Below are 19,195 nucleotides of genomic sequence, written 5' to 3' on the forward strand. Positions count from 1 at the left end.
AGAGATTCTGCAATTAAAAGAAACCGTAAATACCATGGTGGATCAGCTTCGTGCCTTTGCATCAGAGGTAACTCGTGTGGCGCGTGAGGTTGGTACCGACGGAAAACTGGGCGGACAAGCGTTTGTTCCCGGAGTTGCCGGAACCTGGAAAGATTTAACGGATTCCGTTAATCAAATGGCATCGAACTTAACAGGTCAGGTTCGTAACATTGCCGATGTAACCAAAGCCGTTGCAAATGGTGACCTTTCCAAACAAATTACCGTTGACGTAAAAGGAGAAATCTTAGATTTAAAAAACACCTTCAATACGATGGTGGAACAATTAAATTCATTTGCATCTGAGGTTACGCGTGTGGCGCGTGAGGTTGGTACCGAAGGAAAACTAGGCGGACAGTCTGAAGTAAAAGGTGTTGCCGGAACTTGGAAAGATTTAACAGACTCGGTTAACGTAATGGCATCCAACTTAACAGGTCAGGTTCGTGGAATTGCTAAAGTCGTAACATCCGTAGCAAAAGGAAACTTAAAACAAAAATTATCTATTGATGCAAAAGGTGAAGTAGCACAGCTTACGGATACTATTAATGAGATGATTGATACGCTTGCCACTTTCTCAGATCAGGTAACAACAGTTGCCCGTGAAGTAGGTGCCGAAGGGAAACTGGGAGGGCAAGCAAACGTTCCCGGAGCATCTGGAACTTGGAAAAACTTAACCGAAAACGTAAATCAGTTAGCGGCGAACCTTACCACTCAGGTACGTGCTATTTCTGAGGTAGCATCGGCGGTAACGCAGGGAGATTTAACGCGAACAATTGGTGTTGAAGCAAAAGGTGAAGTTGAAGCTCTTAAAGATACTATCAACCAAATGATTTCAAACCTAAAAGCAACCACTTTACGTAATCAGGAACAAGACTGGCTGAAATCGAATTTGGCTAAGTTTACCCAAATGCTTCAAGGACAGAAAGAGCTTAAATCTGTTACCATGAAAATCCTTTCTGAGCTTGCCGCGGTAGTTACTGCACAGCACGGACTTTTCTATATTCTGGAAGAAGGCGAAGAATTCATGGATTCAAAACTAAACTTAATTGCCTCTTACGCTTACATTAAACGAAAAAATTCACCTACCTCCTACGCTATGGGCGAAGGTCTTATAGGGCAGGTTGCTGTAGAAAAAGAACGAATTATTTTAAGTAATGTTCCAAAAGATTACATCAGGATCAATTCTGGTTTAGGAGATGCCAAACCAAAAGATGTAATTATTCTTCCGGTTTTATTTGAAGGAAGACTTAAAGCAGTTATTGAATTGGCTTCGCTTGATACCTTTAGTCAGACACACTTAGATTTCCTTGAAGGATTAACAGAAAGTATTGGTATCGTATTGAATACTATTGAATCAAATTCAAGAACAGAGGAATTATTGGTACAATCACAATCATTGGCAAGCGAGCTGAAAAGCCAGCAGGAAGTCTTAAAAAATACCAACGAAGAGCTGGAAGAAAAAGCTATTTTATTAGCCAATCAAAAAGAAGAGGTTGAGCTGAAAAATCAGGAAGTTGAGGTTGCCCGTAAAGCTTTGGAAGAAAAAGCAGATCAGCTTACTTTGACATCAAAATACAAATCTGAATTCCTGGCGAATATGTCGCACGAGTTAAGAACACCGTTAAACAGTTTGCAGATTCTCGCCAACGAATTAATTGCCAACCGCGACGGAAACTTATCCGAAAAACAAATTCAGTTTGCTAAAACAATCAACTCTTGCGGAGATGACTTAATTCAGTTAATTAACGATATTCTGGATCTTTCTAAAATTGAATCCGGTTATATTTCTGTGGATTACAACCCAATTAGTTTTGCAGAAATCAGCCGATTTGTGGAGTCGACCTTCAACCCTATTTCTCAGGCGAAACATCTTAATTTTGAAATTATGATGGATCATAATCTTCCTGAAGTTATGGAAACCGATTCGCAAAGATTGAATCAGATTCTTAAAAACCTGCTTTCTAATTCATTCAAGTTTACTGAAAAAGGAGGCGTAAGATTAAATATTTACAAAGCAGATAATAACTGGAAAACGAAAAACGCAAGTCTGGAAAATGCTGAAGCTGTTGTTGCTTTTGAAATTTCAGACACCGGAATTGGAATTTCCAAAGAAAAACAAAACATCATTTTTGAAGCTTTCCAACAGGCAGAAGGTTCTACAAGCCGTAAATATGGAGGAACCGGTTTAGGATTATCCATCAGCCGCGGGCTTTCTGATTTATTAGGCGGAAGCATCGAACTGGAAAGTGATACCAATATTGGAAGTAAATTTACCTTGTTTTTACCATTGAAATTCGTTTATATTCCAGAATTGGAAGACATTAATGTAAATGAAGAAACCAATGTTCTTCACGCCGGAAAAAGCCGTTTAAAATCACTTCCGTCTGCAAGTTTCAAAAAATCTGATATGGATTTATATTTTGTAGATGAGGTTGGCGACGACAGAACTGATATTAAACCAAATGACAAAATTCTTTTAATTGCCGAAGACAATGTCACCTTTGCTAAAATATTACTGGAAAGAGCACATCAGCATGGCATAAAAGCGATTGTAACGACACGCGGAAATGATGTGGTGGATTATATCAATCAATTTCAGCCGCACGCCATTACAATGGATTTAAATATGCCGGACACCAGCGGCTGGAAAATTCTAGACCGATTAAAAACAGATTTCACGCTTCGTCATATTCCGGTTTATATTATTTCGGGAGAAGATGAAAGAAACAAAGGTTTAAAACGCGGTGCAAGAAACTTTTTCCTTAAACCGGTCAAAAACGAATTATTGACTTCTCTTTTTAATGATATTCAGGATTTTAAAGACAAGAAAGAAAAAAATCTTCTTGTAGTGGATGATAATGAATTTGAACTGGAACGAATTGTTGAAGCTGTTGAAGGCGAAGACATTTCGGTATCAACTGCTTTAACGGCAAAAGATGCTGTAAAATTGATACAGGAAAAATCATTCGATTGTATTATATTAGACTTAATGCTTCCTGATGCTGATGGTTTGGATTTAATCAGCGATCTGGAAAATAATATCAGCGGACAGGAAACGGCTATAATCGTGCATTCTGCGGGCGATGTCAATAAAAAACAGCGTGCTAAACTCAGTCGTTTTGCACACAGCATTATTACAAAAAGTGCCACATCTATCGATGAATTAGTAGATCAGACTGCCTTGTTTATGCATCGTATACACAAAGATCTGCCGGAAAGTATGAAAGACAGAATCGAAACGTATTATTTAAAAGAAGATGTCTTAATCAATAAAAAAGTACTTTTAGTAGATGATGATGTTCGAAATTTATTTGCACTTACAACTGCTTTAGAACGTTTTGGTTTAGATGTTATCAGCGCAGAAAGCGGCCACGAAGCGATTGATATTTTGAGTCAGAATCTAAAAATTGATATTGTTTTAATGGATATCATGATGCCGGAATTAGACGGTTATGAAACCATGAAAATCATTAGAAAAAATATAAAACATAAAGACTTAACTATCATTGCCGTAACAGCAAAAGCAATGAAAGGTGACAGACAGCGCTGTATCGAATCCGGCGCCTCAGATTATATTACAAAACCGGTTAATGTTGAACAATTATCCTCTTTAATGAGAGTGTGGTTAAAATAATTCCCCTATTATGAAAGGCCAGAACCCCATAGAAGAATATCCGGTTAAAATATTAATTGTCGACGACAAGAAGGAAAACCTACTTTCACTTCAGGTCATACTTGCAGATAAGGGATATGAATTTGTAGAAGCAACTTCCGGGAAAGATGCGCTGCGAATTCTGCTCAAAAGTCAGGATTTTGCAATAATTCTTATGGATGTGCAAATGCCGCTTATGGATGGATTCGAAACTGCCGAACTCATTCGTCAAAGCGACAAACTTAAACATGTGCCTATCATTTTCTTGACGGCAAATATGAACACTACGGATTATATTTTTAAAGGATATCAGTCTGGTGCTGTTGATTATATGATTAAACCTTTATCTGCAGAAATCCTTCAGGCAAAAGTGATGGTTTTTACCGAATTGTATAAGAAAAACAGGGAATTACGCCTTAGAGAAGAAGAAGCCACTGCGCTTAATGCCAAAATCACAAAAGCAAATGAAGAACTGGCAGCGCAATATATTGCCATAGAAAAATATGCTACCGAGTTAAAAAAGAAAAATACGGAACTTGATGCTTTTACTCATATTTCAAGTCACGATTTACAGGAACCGCTGCGTAAAATTCAAACTTTTACAAACATTATCCTGGCAAAAGAATATCCAAATTTAAGCCCGGATGGACAGGCAAAATTTGAACGAATCTTATATTCCACCAACCGAATGCGGGAATTAATCAATGATCTATTGACTTTTTCCCGAACGAATATTACAGATCGTATTTATGAAAATACGGATCTTAATATCATTATTGAAAATGTAAAAGAAGCGCTTCGGGAAAATATTAAGGAAAAAAATGCTTCGATTATTACGGATCTTCACGGCAAAATAAATATCATTCCATTTTTGTTTATTCAGCTTATCGAAAATCTGGTAAACAATGCCTTGAAATTTTCTCAAAAGGAAATTCCGCTTCAAATTGAAATCAAAAGCCGAATCGTCAGCGGTGAAGAATTACAAAATGATAAATTATCATCAGAAGAAAATTATTGCCACATAAGTTTTAAAGACAACGGAATTGGTTTTGAACCGGAACACAGCGAAAAAATATTCGGCGTTTTCCAGCGCTTGCACAGCAGGGATATTTATGACGGAACAGGAATTGGTCTTGCCATCGTAAAAAAGATTGTCGAAAATCATAATGGCATTATTAACGCGACTGCAAAACCTATGGAAGGTGCTACGTTTAATATTTATATTCCGCAAAAATGAATTGAAACCGGATCTACAATATGAACTGGATTAAAATCCAGCCCTACAATATAAATCGAGCCTTCGGCTCTTTATTTTGATGCCGCAAAATATCGATCGTATTTAAATCCCAATTTTAAAATTCCCAAGGAATGATTTATATTGTAGGGCCGGATTTCAATCCGGTTTAACGATATGTTTGATTTCAATCTGGTTTAATATCATTGTAACGCGGGATTTCAATTCGGTTTAATTTCATTGTACACCTAAAATATCATAACCCAAACTGGATTAAAATCCAGCCCTACAATATAAATCGAGCCTCCGGCTCTTTATTTTGATGCTGAAAATTATAGATCGCATTAACACCCAGAATGTAAAATCCCGAAGGGATGATTCATTGTAGGGCTGGATTTCAATCCGGTTTAATTTGAATATGGCTATCTGATTTATTTTACCCTTTTTGATCATCGAAAATTTTAAATATCTTTGACCATATCATGCAGGAAAAACTTCGGGAACATATCGAAAAAATAATAAAGCTGACAGATGAAGAATTTTCATTTATCAGTCAGCATTTTATCACTAAGAAATTCAAAAAACATCAATTTTTAATTCAAGAAGGCGATGATGTAAAATATGCTTATTTTATAATTTCAGGGCTTTTAAAATTGGTTTACACCGATGAATCCCTAAAACAGCATATTGCATCCTTTGCAATGGAAGATTGGTGGGAAAGCGATTATTATGCTTTTTTCACTCAAACCAAAGCAACTATGTCTTTAGAATGTCTTGAAGATACAGAAGTGCTTTGTTTTACCCTCGATGATTATAAAGATCTATGTGATAATTCCCCTAAAATGCTTCGCTTTCTTCTGGAGAAAGCTAACTTTGGGTTCCTTGCCTCACAGCGTCGTATTCTTTACTGGATGACTTCTAACCCAAAAGAACGCTACGAACAGCTTTTAAAACAATATCCATCTCTTTTTCAGCGCGTTCCTAAAAGTCTTATCGCTTCTTATTTAGGCGTCTCTCGCGAAACCTTAAGCCGTTTATCTTCGTAAATGTGACATTTCGCACATTATAATCGTGACAAATGTCAAGACCTGTTTCCATAAGTTATTTTCAATTTTGCAGTATAAATTTTAAACTGTAATCGTGAAAACAACAACAAAACTTTTAGGATTATTATTAATCGCAACAATGCCAATATTGGCGCAAACTAAAAAAGGAAATCAAATGGAAAAAAGAGTTATCAATCCGTGGAAATGGCAAAACGAGCGTAGTTATAATCAGGCAGTTGAAGTAAAAAATCCGCAGGGAACATTGTATATTTCCGGGCAGACCGCAATAAACGCCGAAGGAATTTCAAGCAATGAAAACATGGAATCACAGTTAAAACTGGCGATCCAAAATCTGGAACAAGTAATCACAGAAGCAGGTTACGAATGCAGCGGCATCGTGACATTAACGATTTACACAACTGCAACTTCCGAGCTTTGGCCTCACTTCAATATCCTGCAGGAATGGATTGCAAAACACAACATTCAGCAAGCCACAACCTTAATGGAAGTAAAAAGCCTTTTTGAAACCGTTAAAGTAGAATTGGAAGCGACAGTTGTTAAGTGATTTTAGGTGCAAAGGTACAGAGGGACAAAGGTACAAAGGCAGCTTCTGAGATACTAAGATGCTAAGATTTTTTCTAAAACCTTTGTTACTTTGAACCTTTGAACCTACAAAAACTCCCCATCTTTAACCTTAAAAGCCCAATCTGCCATTGCTTGAATAACAGGCAATAAACCTTCCCCGGCATTGCTGAGTCTGTAGGTTACAAAAGGAGGAACTACAGGTTTTGCTTCCCGAATCACAAGACCATCGGCTTCTAATTGTTTTAAATGCTGAATGAGCATTTTTTCTGTAATAGCAGGAATTTCTCTTTTTAATTCGCTGTAACGTTTCATTCCGCTTGATAAATGCCAAAGAATAATAGGTTTCCAGTAACCGCCTATTTTTTCCATTACAAACGTAACCGGGCATTTTTCCAGTGCATACTGCTTATTTTCCTGAATTGTCGATGATTCTTTAATTGCTGTCATGATACATACTATAGGGTAAGTACTTGTATAAAAGTAAGTACAAAGATACCTTTGTAACTGTAATAAAAAAAATTATATATATGAAAATTATAGTAACAGGTTCTTTAGGGAACATAGGAAAACCATTAACTACAAAACTTGTCGCTGCAGGTCACGACGTAACCGTAATAAGCAGTAATGCCGACAGAAAAACAGCAATCGAAAATCTGGGCGCAAAAACTGCAGTAGGTTCTGTAAGCGATGCAGCATTTTTATTGGAAACATTAAAAGGTGCAGATGCTATTTTTGCCATGACACCTCCAAATTTAGGCGGAGCAAATGTTATTGCAAATACTGAAAATGCTGGTAAATCTTTTGCAAAAGCAATTGAAGAAGCACAAGTAAAAAGAGTCGTTATGTTAAGCAGTATTGGCGCTCATTTACCAAACGGAACTGGCCCAATTGCAGGACTTCATAAAATTGAAGAAATATATAAGGAGTTGAATACTTCTGTAACTTTTTTAAGAGCAGGTTTCTTCTTCACTAATTTTTTTAATGATGTTCCGATGATTCAGGGAGCGGGAATTATTGGTTCTAATTATCCATCAGATATAAAAATTCCGTTTGTGCATCCGGTAGATATTGCTCAGGCTGTCGCAGAAGAATTGCAGCATACTCCGGCAGGAAAAAATATCCGATATATTATTAGCGATGTTCGTACTCCGGGTGACGCTGCAAAAGTTTTGGGTGCTGCAATTGCAAAACCAGAATTACCATGGGTAGAATTTACAGATGAACAAGCTCTTGGCGGAATGACACAAGCCGGAATTCCGGAAGAAATTGCTAAACTTTATGCCGAAATGGGGACTGGTTTAAGAAGCGGAAAAATCATTGAACATTTCTTATCAAGCAATGCTTCTGTTGACGGGAAAATAAAACTGGAAGATTTTGCGAAAGAATTTGCCAGTAAATTTTAATTAAAAAATAAAAAGGGATTGTGTCAAAAGTCGAAACAATCCCTTTTTATTTTATGTCTTTGTTCCGTAGGAACATTTCATTGGTAGAAAAAATTATATTGTTGTCATTGTTTACGTTCCATAGGAACGTTTGATTTTGACATTTTTTTTTCAATAATCTAACATCTCAAACGTTCCTACGGAACGTAAAATGTCGTTGGGCATTATTTTTCTACCGACGAAACATTCCTACGGAATGATAACATGATTGTCAAAAAATAAAAAGCTAAGTTTTAGTTTTTCACTCAATGATTAATGTATAACATTTTAGAAAATTCAAATTAATCGGGATTAGCCAATATTTTATACAACTCAGCATTTGAAATGTAAAACTGATTTTCAATACTAATTTGAGACAGTTTTGCGCTTACCAAATTATTCTCTCTCGAATTAAGCAAAAAGATAGAGCTTTCGCCGAAGGAAAATAATTTCTCTTCAGAATTCAGCATTGTTACATAATCTTTTACCAAATTGTCGATAACATTTTTCTGCCTTTTTAAAGAAGCGATTTCAGTTTGCTGTGCTTTTATTTTGTTTTTCAGTTCCAGTCTCTGCTGTTCAATATCAAATTTTAAATCCTGAATTTTCAGTTTTGCCATTTTCAGGCTTCCCCGCTCCTTTCTTAAAAAAATCGGAATGCTGAAATCGATATTAAACTTATAATCATCGGCATTAAAAGAATCAAAATAAGAAGGTTCAGAAATATAATTGTAGCCTACATTTAATTTGGGAAGAAGCGAATTGGCTTTCAATTGTCTGTTAACTTCGAGCATCGACATTTTAGTTTCTAAAGCCTGAATTTTAGGATGCGAATCTAAAGTTTCAACATTGACCATCATCGCATCTGTTTTCAGCGTTTCTTCTAAAGTCAAAATTAAATTTTCTTCCGGTTTCACCATATCTCCCAATTCAACAGGCACATTTTCAAGCCATAAATAATTAGACAAATACAATTTCGCTTTAGCTAATTTTAGATTCGCGTTTTCAACATTTAATTCCCGGTTTCTAACTGTAATTCCGGCTTCAACGCTGTCAATTGCTGGAGAATCACCAAGTTCAATCAGTTTTTTTACACCTGTAAAACGTGTGCTTGCAAAACCCAGATATCGTTTATAAAGTTCCGCTTCATTGTAGCTTTTTCTCCATTCAAAATACGCTTCACTTGCTTTATACAAAACCTCAATCGCTCTCAGTTTTCGCTGAGCATCACTTAGTTTTAACTGCAATTTTCCTTCGCGAACATCTGCCATTCTTTGGTTGATAAACATTCCCTGACCAAGCGCCACGCTGACTCCCAAAGAAGTTAATCCGTTATCCGGTGTACGATTCTGCGGATTATAATATTGTCCGTCTGTATCGTCAAATCCGGCTTTGATTTCGATTCCGTACCAAGTCGGAATTTTAAAACTGCTGTTTAAAATCGAATAATATTCAGTTCCTTTAAACTCTTTTTTGTTGTAATCGACTTCAATTTTAGGGTCAAAACCACCGCGCGCTAGCATCAACGCTGCTTGCGCATTGCTAATTTCAAGATTGGCCTGTTTTACCAGCGGATGGTATTTTTTTACATATCCTAAATATTCGCTGTAACTCAATTCTTCCTTATTAAAATCCTGACTATAAGCAGAAAAACCAAATAAAAACAAAAAAGAAAACAGTCGAACTATAGTTTTAAATTTATTTTTTGTCTTTCCCATTTTTTGCCTCCTTTTCATCTGACTTATAATAATTTGGCGGAAATCCGTTTAAGTTTCGCCATATTTCATACCAAACCGAAACGGTTTCTAATAAAGCAATACTCTGCGCTCCTGCTCCAATACTTAATTCTTTCGGCCATTTTTCATCTTTGTTTCCATCTGGCGAAATCAAAACCCTGTATTTTCCATTGGCACTAATAAAATTTTCAATCGCCACAACTCGTCCGCCAAAAGTTCCGTAAGACAGTCCAGGCCATCCAGAAAATACAATTCTCGGCCATCCGTCAAACCAAACACGAACTTTTGCACCGCGATGCACTAACGGAAGATCGATAGGATCTACATACGTTTCTACAGCAATATCATAACTTGCCGGCATAATGCTGATAATTGGCGTTCCTTCTTTAATTGTTTCTCCAAGCCCGGCCAGTAAAGCACGGTTTACATATCCGCTTTGCGGAGCTGTTATGTAATACAAACCATTTCTAATACTGTAGTTTACATATTGATTTTCCAGTTTATTTACCTGAGCTTTTGTATCATATTGCGTGCTTAAAGCAGTGAATTTATCGCTTCTTGATTTTGATATTTTTTCAGCATATTCAGCCGTAATTCGGTTTATTTCTACTCTTGCATTTATCAATTCGTTTTTACTGCTCAAAAGTTTATTTTGCTGTGTAATAATATACGCTTCAGATTCTTGCAGTTTTAAACGTTTTTGTTCTACATCTGTAAGCGGTTTTAAACCTTCTTTATTTAATGCTGTTGAACGGTCAAATTGTGTTTTTGCGATTCTTAACTGCATTTTTACCGCTTCAAGATCCATGCTGTCACTTTTAATTTTCAGCTGGGCTTGTTTGATTTTATTTTGAGCTTGCTGCAGTTTTAATTCTCTTTCCGTATTAAGCGACTGCGCCTGAACGTTAAGCGAACTTACTTTATCAGCATACGATTCTACAGCCATTTTTTTGGCATCAACCTGATCTTTTGTATTTCCAACTAAATTGGGATCTAAATAATCTTCTTTGGTTTCAGAAATAAACAAAATCGTATCTCCTTTTTTTACATAATCACCTTCCTGCACATACCATTTTTCGATTCTTCCGGCAATCGCATTATGAACAGTCTGCGGTCTTTGATCTGGTTTTAATGTTGTAACAGAACCACTTCCCGAAATATTTTGTGTCCACGGAAGAAAAAGGCAGGCAATGCAAAAAATTAAAAATCCAACAATTACTCGGTTTAAAATTTTATAGTGCGGTCTGCGGGCAACTGCAGTAATCGATTTGTATTTGCCCGGCGTTATAAGTACGTTATTATCTTTAGATATATTAAGCATGATTAAAGCTTTATGTCGTTAATAATTTTTCCATCATCAATCGTAATCATACGGCTGCATTTGTTCTTCCAGACATCATTTTTAGAAGTAACAATTACCGTCCAGTCATTTTCTTCGGCAAGTAAAAAGTCAACAATTTTACCCGACGTCAGTTCGTCCATTTTATCAACCGGATCTTCAAGGAATAATATATTAGGTTTGGTCACAATACTTCTTGCCAATAGAATCTTTTGCACATCTGAAGCAGAAAGTTCGCGTCCGCCCGGATGAATCTGATGTTCCAGTCCGTTCGGGAAAGTTTTAATATAAGGCGTTAAACACACATTATCTAAAGCCCATTTTAAATCGTCATTATTAATGGTTTCATTTCCAAAAAGAATATTTTCCTTAATCGTTCCTTCAAAAAGCGTATCGCCTTGTAAAAGCGTTCCTGATTGTGCTCTGTAACTGTCTTCGTCTAAACGGTTCATGAAATTATCGGTCACATACATTGCGCCGCCTTCTGGTTCAAGCAGTCCGGCAAGTAAGCGTAATAAAGTACTTTTTCCGGCACCATTTGTTCCTCTTAAAATGATCTTTTCACCCTGATTTATTTTCAGGTTAATATTTTTAAGTGATTTTTTGCTGTGTTCCGGATAATTGTAAGCAATACTTTCGGTCTCGATTGTAATTCCTGTTTCGGTTACAGCAGAAGTTTTTGGAATACAGGCAATTTCCATATCCGTTACCTGACCAATTTTTTCTAAAGAAGTCAATACATCATAAAAAGATTCTAACCCGAAGATTATTTTTTCTACAGAATTGATCAGCAATACAATTACAATTTCAGCTGCCACAAACTGCCCAATGTTCATTTGATGGTGAATTACCAGAAAACCACCAATCGACAAAAGAGCAGCTGTAACAATTACCTTAAAAATAGTAAGCTGAATGTATTGTTTTTTCATTACCTGAAAGTGCTTTTCGCGGTAATTGACATAATGACTCACATAACCGTCATTTCTGTCTAAAGCATAATCGAAGCCACCTTTTCTGCGGAAACTTTCACGGTTACGGGCAATTTCCTGAAGCCAGGCCGCCACTTTATATTTAAACTTTGATTCGTTAAGACTTGTTTCTAAACCATCTTTATAAGAAAATTTAAAAATGACATACAGAATAACGATAAATAAAAGTCCAATTACTGTAAAAAAGGAATGATACAAAACCAGTAAAATGATCCCCAAACCAACCTGAAGAAAGGCTGTACAAAAGTCCAGTAAAAGTTTTGCTGTTCCTTTTTGAACCATAAGAGTATCGAAAAATCGGTTGGCTTTTTCCGGCGCGTATTCCGAATACATTTCTTTAAACTTAATTAAAGGCAGTCTGTAAGCAAACTCAAAAGACGAACGCACAAAAATTCGCTGCTGCAGATTTTCTACGATTCGCAGCTGCAGAATGGTTAAAATTCCGCCAAAGCCAACTCCAATTGTTACCAGAAAAACCAGTACAATCCAGGAAACACTAAGCTGTCCGCTTTGAATAAAATTAATAATGGCCTGAATTCCTAAAGGCAGGGAAAGGTTTACCAAACCTGCAAAAGCGGCATAAAATATAATTTGGTATACGTCACGTTTGTCTAACGCGAGTAAGTTGTAAAAACGTTTTAAAGGTGTCATGGATTTATATATAAATACAAGATTAATAGATGTTAATTTACGAAAAATATCGCATTTAGGATTACAAAAACTATCATAATCCAATCAAAACTAAACACTTATATTACAAATCGTGGAGGCGGCAAATGAATCTTGCCGTGAAATCCAAATGAGAAAATTGGATTGTCTATATAATTTTTTCCTTTAAGATTATTTTGAAAATAAAATCCCGGTACAGACGCATCCAGAGGAACGAGATATTCTAATAACACAATTCCTTTTGCAAGTTTTGTGGTTTTAGTATCTTTTGTTTCGTAGTCATCAAGTTCTTCGGGAATACCGTCGCACTTAAAGATTTTCTTTAAAAGATTGCAGGCTATTCCTTTCACAGAATGAGTTTCTGTATTTTCTTTTATAATTCGGCTAAAAGTTGCTGAGACATTAATACTGCTCATTAAAAAATAGCCGATTAGTAACGCCTGAAGGCATTTACATAAAAGGCTATTTTTAATTTTATTAAGCATTGCAAAAAAATAATTTCAGGGTGCAAGTTAAAACTAAATTTTCGTCGCTACATTAGAATAACATTAGAATTCATATTATTATCACCCGCTGATTTTACTGACTTTCTTACTAATAAAATCATAAAAAAAGCGGCTCGACGGCCGCTTTATAATTTTATATTTTAATGAGTTTTTAATCCCATTTATTGCTTTTTGAAGCTGCAAATTTTCCTCCTCCGGTAAAAAACAATGCAATTGCCGTAAAGAAATATAACCCCAGAAGGTCTAATTCCCAACCTCCGTGATCGCTTAATTTAAAAATATCCTGACTGTGTGCCATTAAAACTGCAACGAAACAGTTGAAAGCAAATATTAAAGCAGCAATTCTGGTTCTAAAACCAATTATAATTAAGATTGGTGCCAAAATTTCGCCTATGATAACACCATAAGCAAAGAAACCCGGAAGTCCTTTTTCAACAAGCATTCCGCTTATGAAATCTAAACCGCCTTTAAATTTTGAAATACCATGCAAAAGCATTAAAAATCCAATTGTAATACGAAGTATTAACAAACCAAAATCGTTGTTTTTTCTCATTTTTAAATAATTAGGTTAATAAAACAATTCAATATTCATACCAAATAATATTGAGTATGATAGCTGCTAAGAGTAAAAATAGTAAAATTATATTGGGAACCAACTTTTGCCCTTTTTAAAGTTTTTTGAAAAAAATTTTTCATAAATGAATAAACGTTCATTTATTATTATATATTTGCAGAGTCAATTCAATAAATCCTTTTCATTTTGAGAACAAGAGATATTAATAAAGAAGAATTAGTTAAAGAGAAAACTATAGAAATGATTGTAAAGTATGGCATCGAAGGCTTTACAATGAACAAACTTGCGAAAGAGTGCGGGATTTCTGTAGCGACACTTTACATTTATTATGCCGACAAGGAAGATCTGATTAAAAAAATTGGAACTGAAATGGGCACTTACTTCTTTAAAAGTTCGCTTAAAGATTTCTCGCCAGATATGCCTTTTGTAGAAGGTCTCGCCAAGCAATGGGAAAACCGATCAGAGTTTATGCTGAAAAACACTGATAAAATTGCCTGCTGGGAAATTCTGCAAAATTCAAATTATGGCGAACATATCGTTAACGAAAGTTTGATGGAACTCAAAGAAATCATGACAAAGTTTTTGCATCGGGCAATTGAAAGAAAAGAAATAGTACCAGTATCAAAGGAGGTATTCTGGAGTATTGCTTATGGCCCGTTGTACAATTTACTTCGTTTTCATGAAAAAGGTAAAGGACTTGGAGGTACCACTCCATTTCAATTAACAAATGAAATACAACAAGAAGCTTTTAGACTCGTGATAAAGGCATTAACACCTTAAATTTTATGTTATGAATGTATTGATATTCGCCACTAATATAAAAACAGAGACAAGTAAAAACAAAATCGCAACGTTTTTAAACGCAAACAAATCTATATTGCAATGGTCTATTGACCAGGAAGATATTGATTGCGTATTGAGAATTATAAGCGAAAAACTAAATGCAGCTCAAATTATTGACTTATTGAATTTTCACAATTTTGACTGCAAAGAACTACAATAATTATATGAACGAAAAACAAACTATCGAAACCGGTTTTAATGGCTATCAAAAACTGGTTATATTTCTTTTAGCCATGACACAATTTACGGTTGTGCTTGATTTTATGGTAATGTCGCCACTTGGGGATATTATGATTAAAACCTTAAATATTACGGCTTCTCAATTTGGTATTGCCGTTTCTGCTTATGCTTTTAGTGCCGGGATTTCCGGATTGCTTACGGCTGGTTTTGCAGATAAATTTGACCGAAAAAAATTGTTACTTTTCTTTTACATCGGATTTACAATCGGAACTTTATTTTGTGCCCTTGCCCCTAACTTTTTTCTGTTGGTTGCAGCACGCGTTTTCACCGGATTATTTGGCGGTGTAATTGGTTCAATCTCTCTTGCTATTGTTGCTGATTTATTCAGCCTGAAGCAAAGAGGAAAAGTAATGGGATTTATTCAAATGGGATTTGGCGTTAGTCAGGTTCTTGGAATCCCAATTGGTTTATACATTGCAAATGCCTGGGGATGGCACGTTCCGTTTTTATGGATCGCAGCAATGGCGGCTATTATCACAATGATTTTATATGTAAAATTAAAACCTGTTACGGAGCATTTACATTTAAAACAAGAGAAAACAGCCTTGAAACATTTGGTACATACTATTTCTAAAAAGAATTATCAGGTTGGATTTTTAGCTACTGCCCTGCTTTCTATTGGAGGTTTTATGATGATGCCTTTTGGTAGTGCGTTTGCCATCAACAACCTTAAAGTAACTAACGAACAGTTACCTTTATTATTCATGATTACCGGAATTGCAACTTTAATTACAATGCCTTTTATTGGTAAGTTGAGTGACAGGGTAAATAAATTTAAAATCTTTGCATTTGCTACTGTATCTGCTGTGATTCTAATCAATATTTATTCTCATTTTGGCCCAACTCCATTCTATATTGTATTGCTTATCAACGTTTTTATGATGGCAACGATTATGAGCAGAATGGTTCCGTCAACGACTTTAACGTCTGCCATTCCAGATCCGCAGGATCGTGGTGCGTTTATGAGTATTAACTCGTCTTTACAGCAAATGGCCGGAGGTTTTGGCGCTGTAATTGCCGGATTAATCATTTATCAAAAAGACAGTTATGCACCGTTAGAACATTATGATATTCTAGCCATGACGGCTTCTGGAATTATGTTACTTACTATCTTTTTAGTATTTAGAGTAAGTAAAATTGTTGATACCAAAACGAATAAACTTTAATCTGGATTTTATTCTCAGAATAAATAAATTCTCAAATAATAAAGAGCTGCCTCTAAAGTCGAGGCAGCTCTTTTGCTATAAATATTTTGTTAGTTTTTAGAGACTTAATTGGTCAATTTTTGATATCCGATTTATCATTCCATAGGAATGTTTCGTAGGTAGAAAAAAATAAAGATCAGCCATATTTGCGTTCCATAGGAACGTTTGATAGGTCAGATTATAAAAAAACAATGTCCAAATCAAACGTTCCCACGGAACGTAAACCATTGTAACAATATAATTTTCTACCAATGAAATGTTCCTACGGAACATGGAACATTTAAAATAAAAGAGGCTGTTTCGACTTTTGAGACAGCCTCTTTTTTATCCTTATTAACACAGCAAATAAACTCATTTCCCAGCCTATAACAATTATAACCGTATAGAAAACTCAATTTCAGTATGTTATAATCTTTAAGCTAATGTTAATTTTTCAAACTTTTAACAACTAATCTAACATTATAAAAGTTTTAGTACCAAAAATTATCTCTTTTGTGACATAAAATCTTACTCCTGTGTCAATTTATCAATAGCCTTTTTATATCTCCAGTAATTTTAGTAGAAAAAACAAGGCTCAATATCAAAACTAATACTACTGTGTCGGAGCAAAGTAACGCTACTAATACTTGCGCTTCAAAACTTGCGGAAACAGCCAATTGTATAAGCTTGACTTTACTTCTGGAGGTATCATCGCATCTATACTCAAGGTACAACGTTAGCATATTGGACTTAAACATGTTACATCAAAAACCAATTAACAAAAAATGTTTAACCCTTTAATTCCCAAAAAACTAACACCATGGAACCTAATTCCCACACAAAACTCTTTTTAGAGGTTTCGGCGCTTCTAACCGGTTTCAGTAAAACTGAACTCAAAGCAACTGGAATGCTGGAAACCTACTACAACACGATCCAGAAAAACACAGACAAACAAGACATCGATTATTTCTTTCTTGATGTGCATGTGCTGTTAAATGACAAATCCAAAAAAAACATTGAAGCTGCTTTAGCTTCACAATTTATGGCTGCATCAGCTTATAATGGATTGGCAAAAAACATCATTATCCTTTGGTATACCGGAAATTGGGGCAACGATGTAGTATCATCAGCTTCTTATATTCAGGGACTTATGTGGAATGCTGCGCATACACATCCGCCGGGAGCAAAACAACCTGGTTACGGCTCATGGGCAGAACGTCCGCTTACAGTAAAAAATTCATAACAAAAAGGTAATCAAATGGAAAATAATTATGATGTAGTAATTGTTGGTTCTGGTATTGCCGGATCAATAATAGCAAAGGTTCTTACCAATGCAGGTAAGAAAGTTTTAATGCTCGAAGCAGGTCTTTCTGCAGGGATAGCAATGGATCAGGATGCTAATTATAAAAACTATCAGGATTATCTTAATACGTTTTATAATGCTTCTGCAAAAGTCCCGAATTCGCCTTATCCGAATATAAAAGATGCTCCTTCAATTGATGTTCTTGATATTCAAAAAATCCCAAAAGACAGACCTTCAACAAAAGGATATTTGGTACAAATGGGACCGCTTCCTTTTGCTAGTGACAATACAAGAGCTCCGGGCGGAACAACGCTGCACTGGCTTGGAACTACACTTAGAATGCTGCCAAATGATTTTGTAATGAAATCTAAATACGGCGTTGGTGTAGACTGGCCAATTAAGTATGATGATATGTCCCGTTATTATCAAATGGCCGAAAACGAAATTGGTGTTTCTGGAAATGTAGATGATCAGCATTATCCTATCGAACAAAAAAACATTTTTGGTAAAGATTATGTGTTTCCAATGAAAGGTATTCCAACGAGTTACCTTGACGGTGTAATGAAAAAGGTAATTGATAAGAACAATAGCATTAAACTTAATGGTAAAGACTATACGTTGACTTGTATCAGTACACCGCAAGGAAGAAATTCAATCCCAAATCTTGATTACAATATTGGCGGAGTGGAATGGAATCCCGGTTCAAAAAAATTGGACATTATCAAAATTCAACCTGGAGAATATGATCCGGTTGGTTCAAACTGGGATCAATATACAGGCCAGCGCTGCGAAGGAAATGCAAGCTGTGTACCTATTTGTCCGGTTCAGGCAAAATACAACGCCTTAAAAACATTCAGGAAATGCGACATGGGAAATCTTGTCGTAAAAACACAAGCTGTTGCTTCAAGATTGTTAATCAACGAAACTTCAAACTGGATTAACGGTGTTGAATACAAAACGTATATCAAAGGAAGTTCATCAGAATATGAAACACATACTGCAAAAGGAACTTTATATGTAATGGCCTGCAGCGCAATTGAAAATGCTAAATTATTATTAGCATCAGGAGCAGCAAACAGCAGTGACCAGGTGGGACGTAATTTAATGGATCACATGACGGTTTTAAGATGGGGATTATCAAAAGATCCTATTTATCCGTATCGTGGTCCGGGTTCTACTTCTAACATTCCAACTTTTAGAGATGGAGAATTTCGTAAAAATCACGCTGCATGGATTTTACCGTTAGACAACTGGGGCTGGGCATGGCCAACTGGTTCACCTGCAACAGATGTTATTAATGCTGTAAATGAAGGTATTATTGGTAAAGAGCTTCGTGATAAAATCGAAAATCTGGTTACGAGACAATTCTTTACACACTTTGAATGCGAACAGGCTCCAGATCCTGATAACCGTGTAACGATTGATCCTCAATACAAAGATAATATTGGCAATTACAGACCTGTAATTCATTATAAAGCAACAGAATACATGCTGAAAGCTTTTGAAGCATCAGGAATTGTTTCTGAGCAATTATTCAGCCAATGTGATATTGAAGATTTTACATCTTACAATCCGGCTTCGGATGCTGATTATGTGACTTACAAAGGCAAAGGCTACACTTTTGCTGGCGCAGGACACATTGTAGGAACGCACAGAATGGGATTTTCAAAAGAAGATTCTGTAGTCGATGCCAATATGCGTACGTGGGACCACGAAAATTTGTACTTAGTAGGCTGTGGAAATATGCCGACTCTAGGAACATCAAACCCAACTCTAACTATGTCTGCCCTAACTTTTAAAGCGGCAGAAGCTATCCTTCAACAACTTGAACAATAACT

Annotated in this window: 16 protein-coding genes; 10 read left to right on the forward strand and 6 right to left on the reverse strand. The window is 35.8% G+C overall.

From position 1 onward, the window contains the following. The 4 genes from FLAPXU55_RS10010 to FLAPXU55_RS10025 form a co-directional block, all read left to right on the forward strand. Nucleotides 1–3,670, forward strand: a 3,670-nt coding sequence (locus tag FLAPXU55_RS10010) for a response regulator (RefSeq protein WP_180857535.1), incomplete at its 5' end; no start/stop codon positions are given. A gap of 10 nt (nt 3,671–3,680) precedes the next feature. Then, nucleotides 3,681–4,925 carry a sensor histidine kinase gene (locus FLAPXU55_RS10015; RefSeq protein WP_180857536.1) on the forward strand — a complete coding sequence of 415 codons (1,245 nt, stop codon included), beginning with the start codon at nt 3,681–3,683 and terminating at the stop codon, nt 4,923–4,925. 479 nt (nt 4,926–5,404) lie between these two features. Next, a complete protein-coding gene (locus tag FLAPXU55_RS10020) occupies nt 5,405–5,968 on the forward strand; it encodes a Crp/Fnr family transcriptional regulator (protein WP_180857537.1) in 564 nt (187 codons plus the stop codon). 175 nt (nt 5,969–6,143) lie between these two features. Beyond that, on the forward strand, nt 6,144–6,533 hold the full coding sequence (locus tag FLAPXU55_RS10025; RefSeq protein ID WP_180857566.1) for a RidA family protein: 390 nt from the start codon (nt 6,144–6,146) through the stop codon (nt 6,531–6,533). A 104-nt stretch (nt 6,534–6,637) separates the two neighbouring features. Here the strand turns inward: FLAPXU55_RS10025 and FLAPXU55_RS10030 are convergent, their stop codons facing one another. Next, nucleotides 6,638–7,000, reverse strand: coding sequence for a winged helix-turn-helix transcriptional regulator (locus FLAPXU55_RS10030; protein ID WP_180857538.1), 363 nt, complete (start codon nt 6,998–7,000; stop codon nt 6,638–6,640). 80 nt (nt 7,001–7,080) lie between these two features. On the opposite strand from FLAPXU55_RS10030, the gene FLAPXU55_RS10035 reads away from it, so the two are divergent. Next, a complete protein-coding gene (locus tag FLAPXU55_RS10035; RefSeq protein WP_180857539.1) occupies nt 7,081–7,956 on the forward strand; it encodes an NmrA family NAD(P)-binding protein in 876 nt (291 codons plus the stop codon). Between the two features lie 320 nt (nt 7,957–8,276). Here FLAPXU55_RS10035 and FLAPXU55_RS10040 read toward each other — a convergent pair whose 3' ends face one another. The 5 genes from FLAPXU55_RS10040 to FLAPXU55_RS10060 form a co-directional block, all read right to left on the reverse strand. Beyond that, a complete protein-coding gene (locus FLAPXU55_RS10040) occupies nt 8,277–9,692 on the reverse strand; it encodes a TolC family protein (RefSeq protein ID WP_180857540.1) in 1,416 nt (471 codons plus the stop codon). Beyond that, nucleotides 9,673–11,031, reverse strand: a complete 1,359-nt coding sequence (locus FLAPXU55_RS10045; RefSeq protein ID WP_180857541.1) for an HlyD family secretion protein — start codon at nt 11,029–11,031, stop codon at nt 9,673–9,675. Before FLAPXU55_RS10045 ends, FLAPXU55_RS10040 begins: the two co-directional genes overlap by 20 nt. A 2-nt stretch (nt 11,032–11,033) precedes the next feature. Continuing rightward, nucleotides 11,034–12,689, reverse strand: a complete 1,656-nt coding sequence (locus FLAPXU55_RS10050; RefSeq protein ID WP_053472723.1) for a peptidase domain-containing ABC transporter — start codon at nt 12,687–12,689, stop codon at nt 11,034–11,036. 98 nt (nt 12,690–12,787) lie between these two features. Beyond that, nucleotides 12,788–13,123: a hypothetical protein gene (locus FLAPXU55_RS10055; protein ID WP_235992020.1), complete on the reverse strand. Its 336-nt coding sequence runs from the start codon at nt 13,121–13,123 to the stop codon at nt 12,788–12,790. Between the two features lie 241 nt (nt 13,124–13,364). Beyond that, on the reverse strand, nt 13,365–13,766 hold the full coding sequence (locus FLAPXU55_RS10060) for a DoxX family protein (protein ID WP_053472724.1): 402 nt from the start codon (nt 13,764–13,766) through the stop codon (nt 13,365–13,367). Between the two features lie 207 nt (nt 13,767–13,973). On the opposite strand from FLAPXU55_RS10060, the gene FLAPXU55_RS10065 reads away from it, so the two are divergent. The 5 genes from FLAPXU55_RS10065 to FLAPXU55_RS10085 all read left to right on the forward strand — a co-directional run bounded on the left by FLAPXU55_RS10065 (nt 13,974) and on the right by FLAPXU55_RS10085 (nt 19,193). Then, nucleotides 13,974–14,567 (forward strand): TetR/AcrR family transcriptional regulator, encoded by a 594-nt coding sequence (locus tag FLAPXU55_RS10065; RefSeq protein ID WP_053472771.1) that lies wholly within the window; start codon nt 13,974–13,976, stop codon nt 14,565–14,567. 10 nt (nt 14,568–14,577) lie between these two features. Beyond that, the gene (locus tag FLAPXU55_RS10070) at nt 14,578–14,790 is read left to right on the forward strand and encodes a hypothetical protein (protein ID WP_053472725.1); all 213 of its coding nucleotides are present in this window, start codon (nt 14,578–14,580) and stop codon (nt 14,788–14,790) included. 4 nt (nt 14,791–14,794) lie between these two features. Continuing rightward, nucleotides 14,795–16,036: an MFS transporter gene (locus FLAPXU55_RS10075; protein WP_180857543.1), complete on the forward strand. Its 1,242-nt coding sequence runs from the start codon at nt 14,795–14,797 to the stop codon at nt 16,034–16,036. Between the two features lie 838 nt (nt 16,037–16,874). Then, complete coding sequence (locus FLAPXU55_RS10080) at nt 16,875–17,297, forward strand: sugar dehydrogenase complex small subunit (RefSeq protein ID WP_053472727.1); 423 nt, start codon at nt 16,875–16,877, stop codon at nt 17,295–17,297. A gap of 15 nt (nt 17,298–17,312) precedes the next feature. Further along, nucleotides 17,313–19,193: a GMC family oxidoreductase gene (locus FLAPXU55_RS10085; protein ID WP_180857544.1), complete on the forward strand. Its 1,881-nt coding sequence runs from the start codon at nt 17,313–17,315 to the stop codon at nt 19,191–19,193. Nucleotides 19,194–19,195: the final 2 nt, after the last annotated feature.

Source organism: Flavobacterium panici (assembly GCF_903819335.1).
Lineage (GTDB): Bacteria > Bacteroidota > Bacteroidia > Flavobacteriales > Flavobacteriaceae > Flavobacterium > Flavobacterium panici.

Bases quoted from the DNA above. Each gene is read 5' to 3' on its own strand.
- FLAPXU55_RS10020 (WP_180857537.1), top strand. From the start codon at position 5,405: ATGCAGGAAAAACTTCGGGAACATATCGAAAAAATAATAAAGCTGACA.
- FLAPXU55_RS10045 (WP_180857541.1), bottom strand. From the start codon at position 11,031: ATGCTTAATATATCTAAAGATAATAACGTACTTATAACGCCGGGCAAA.
- FLAPXU55_RS10070 (WP_053472725.1), top strand. From the start codon at position 14,578: ATGAATGTATTGATATTCGCCACTAATATAAAAACAGAGACAAGTAAA.
- FLAPXU55_RS10040 (WP_180857540.1), bottom strand. From the start codon at position 9,692: ATGGGAAAGACAAAAAATAAATTTAAAACTATAGTTCGACTGTTTTCT.
- FLAPXU55_RS10075 (WP_180857543.1), top strand. From the start codon at position 14,795: ATGAACGAAAAACAAACTATCGAAACCGGTTTTAATGGCTATCAAAAA.
- FLAPXU55_RS10015 (WP_180857536.1), top strand. From the start codon at position 3,681: ATGAAAGGCCAGAACCCCATAGAAGAATATCCGGTTAAAATATTAATT.
- FLAPXU55_RS10080 (WP_053472727.1), top strand. From the start codon at position 16,875: ATGGAACCTAATTCCCACACAAAACTCTTTTTAGAGGTTTCGGCGCTT.
- FLAPXU55_RS10035 (WP_180857539.1), top strand. From the start codon at position 7,081: ATGAAAATTATAGTAACAGGTTCTTTAGGGAACATAGGAAAACCATTA.
- FLAPXU55_RS10030 (WP_180857538.1), bottom strand. From the start codon at position 7,000: ATGACAGCAATTAAAGAATCATCGACAATTCAGGAAAATAAGCAGTAT.
- FLAPXU55_RS10050 (WP_053472723.1), bottom strand. From the start codon at position 12,689: ATGACACCTTTAAAACGTTTTTACAACTTACTCGCGTTAGACAAACGT.
- FLAPXU55_RS10055 (WP_235992020.1), bottom strand. From the start codon at position 13,123: ATGAGCAGTATTAATGTCTCAGCAACTTTTAGCCGAATTATAAAAGAA.
- FLAPXU55_RS10060 (WP_053472724.1), bottom strand. From the start codon at position 13,766: ATGAGAAAAAACAACGATTTTGGTTTGTTAATACTTCGTATTACAATT.
- FLAPXU55_RS10085 (WP_180857544.1), top strand. From the start codon at position 17,313: ATGGAAAATAATTATGATGTAGTAATTGTTGGTTCTGGTATTGCCGGA.
- FLAPXU55_RS10025 (WP_180857566.1), top strand. From the start codon at position 6,144: ATGGAAAAAAGAGTTATCAATCCGTGGAAATGGCAAAACGAGCGTAGT.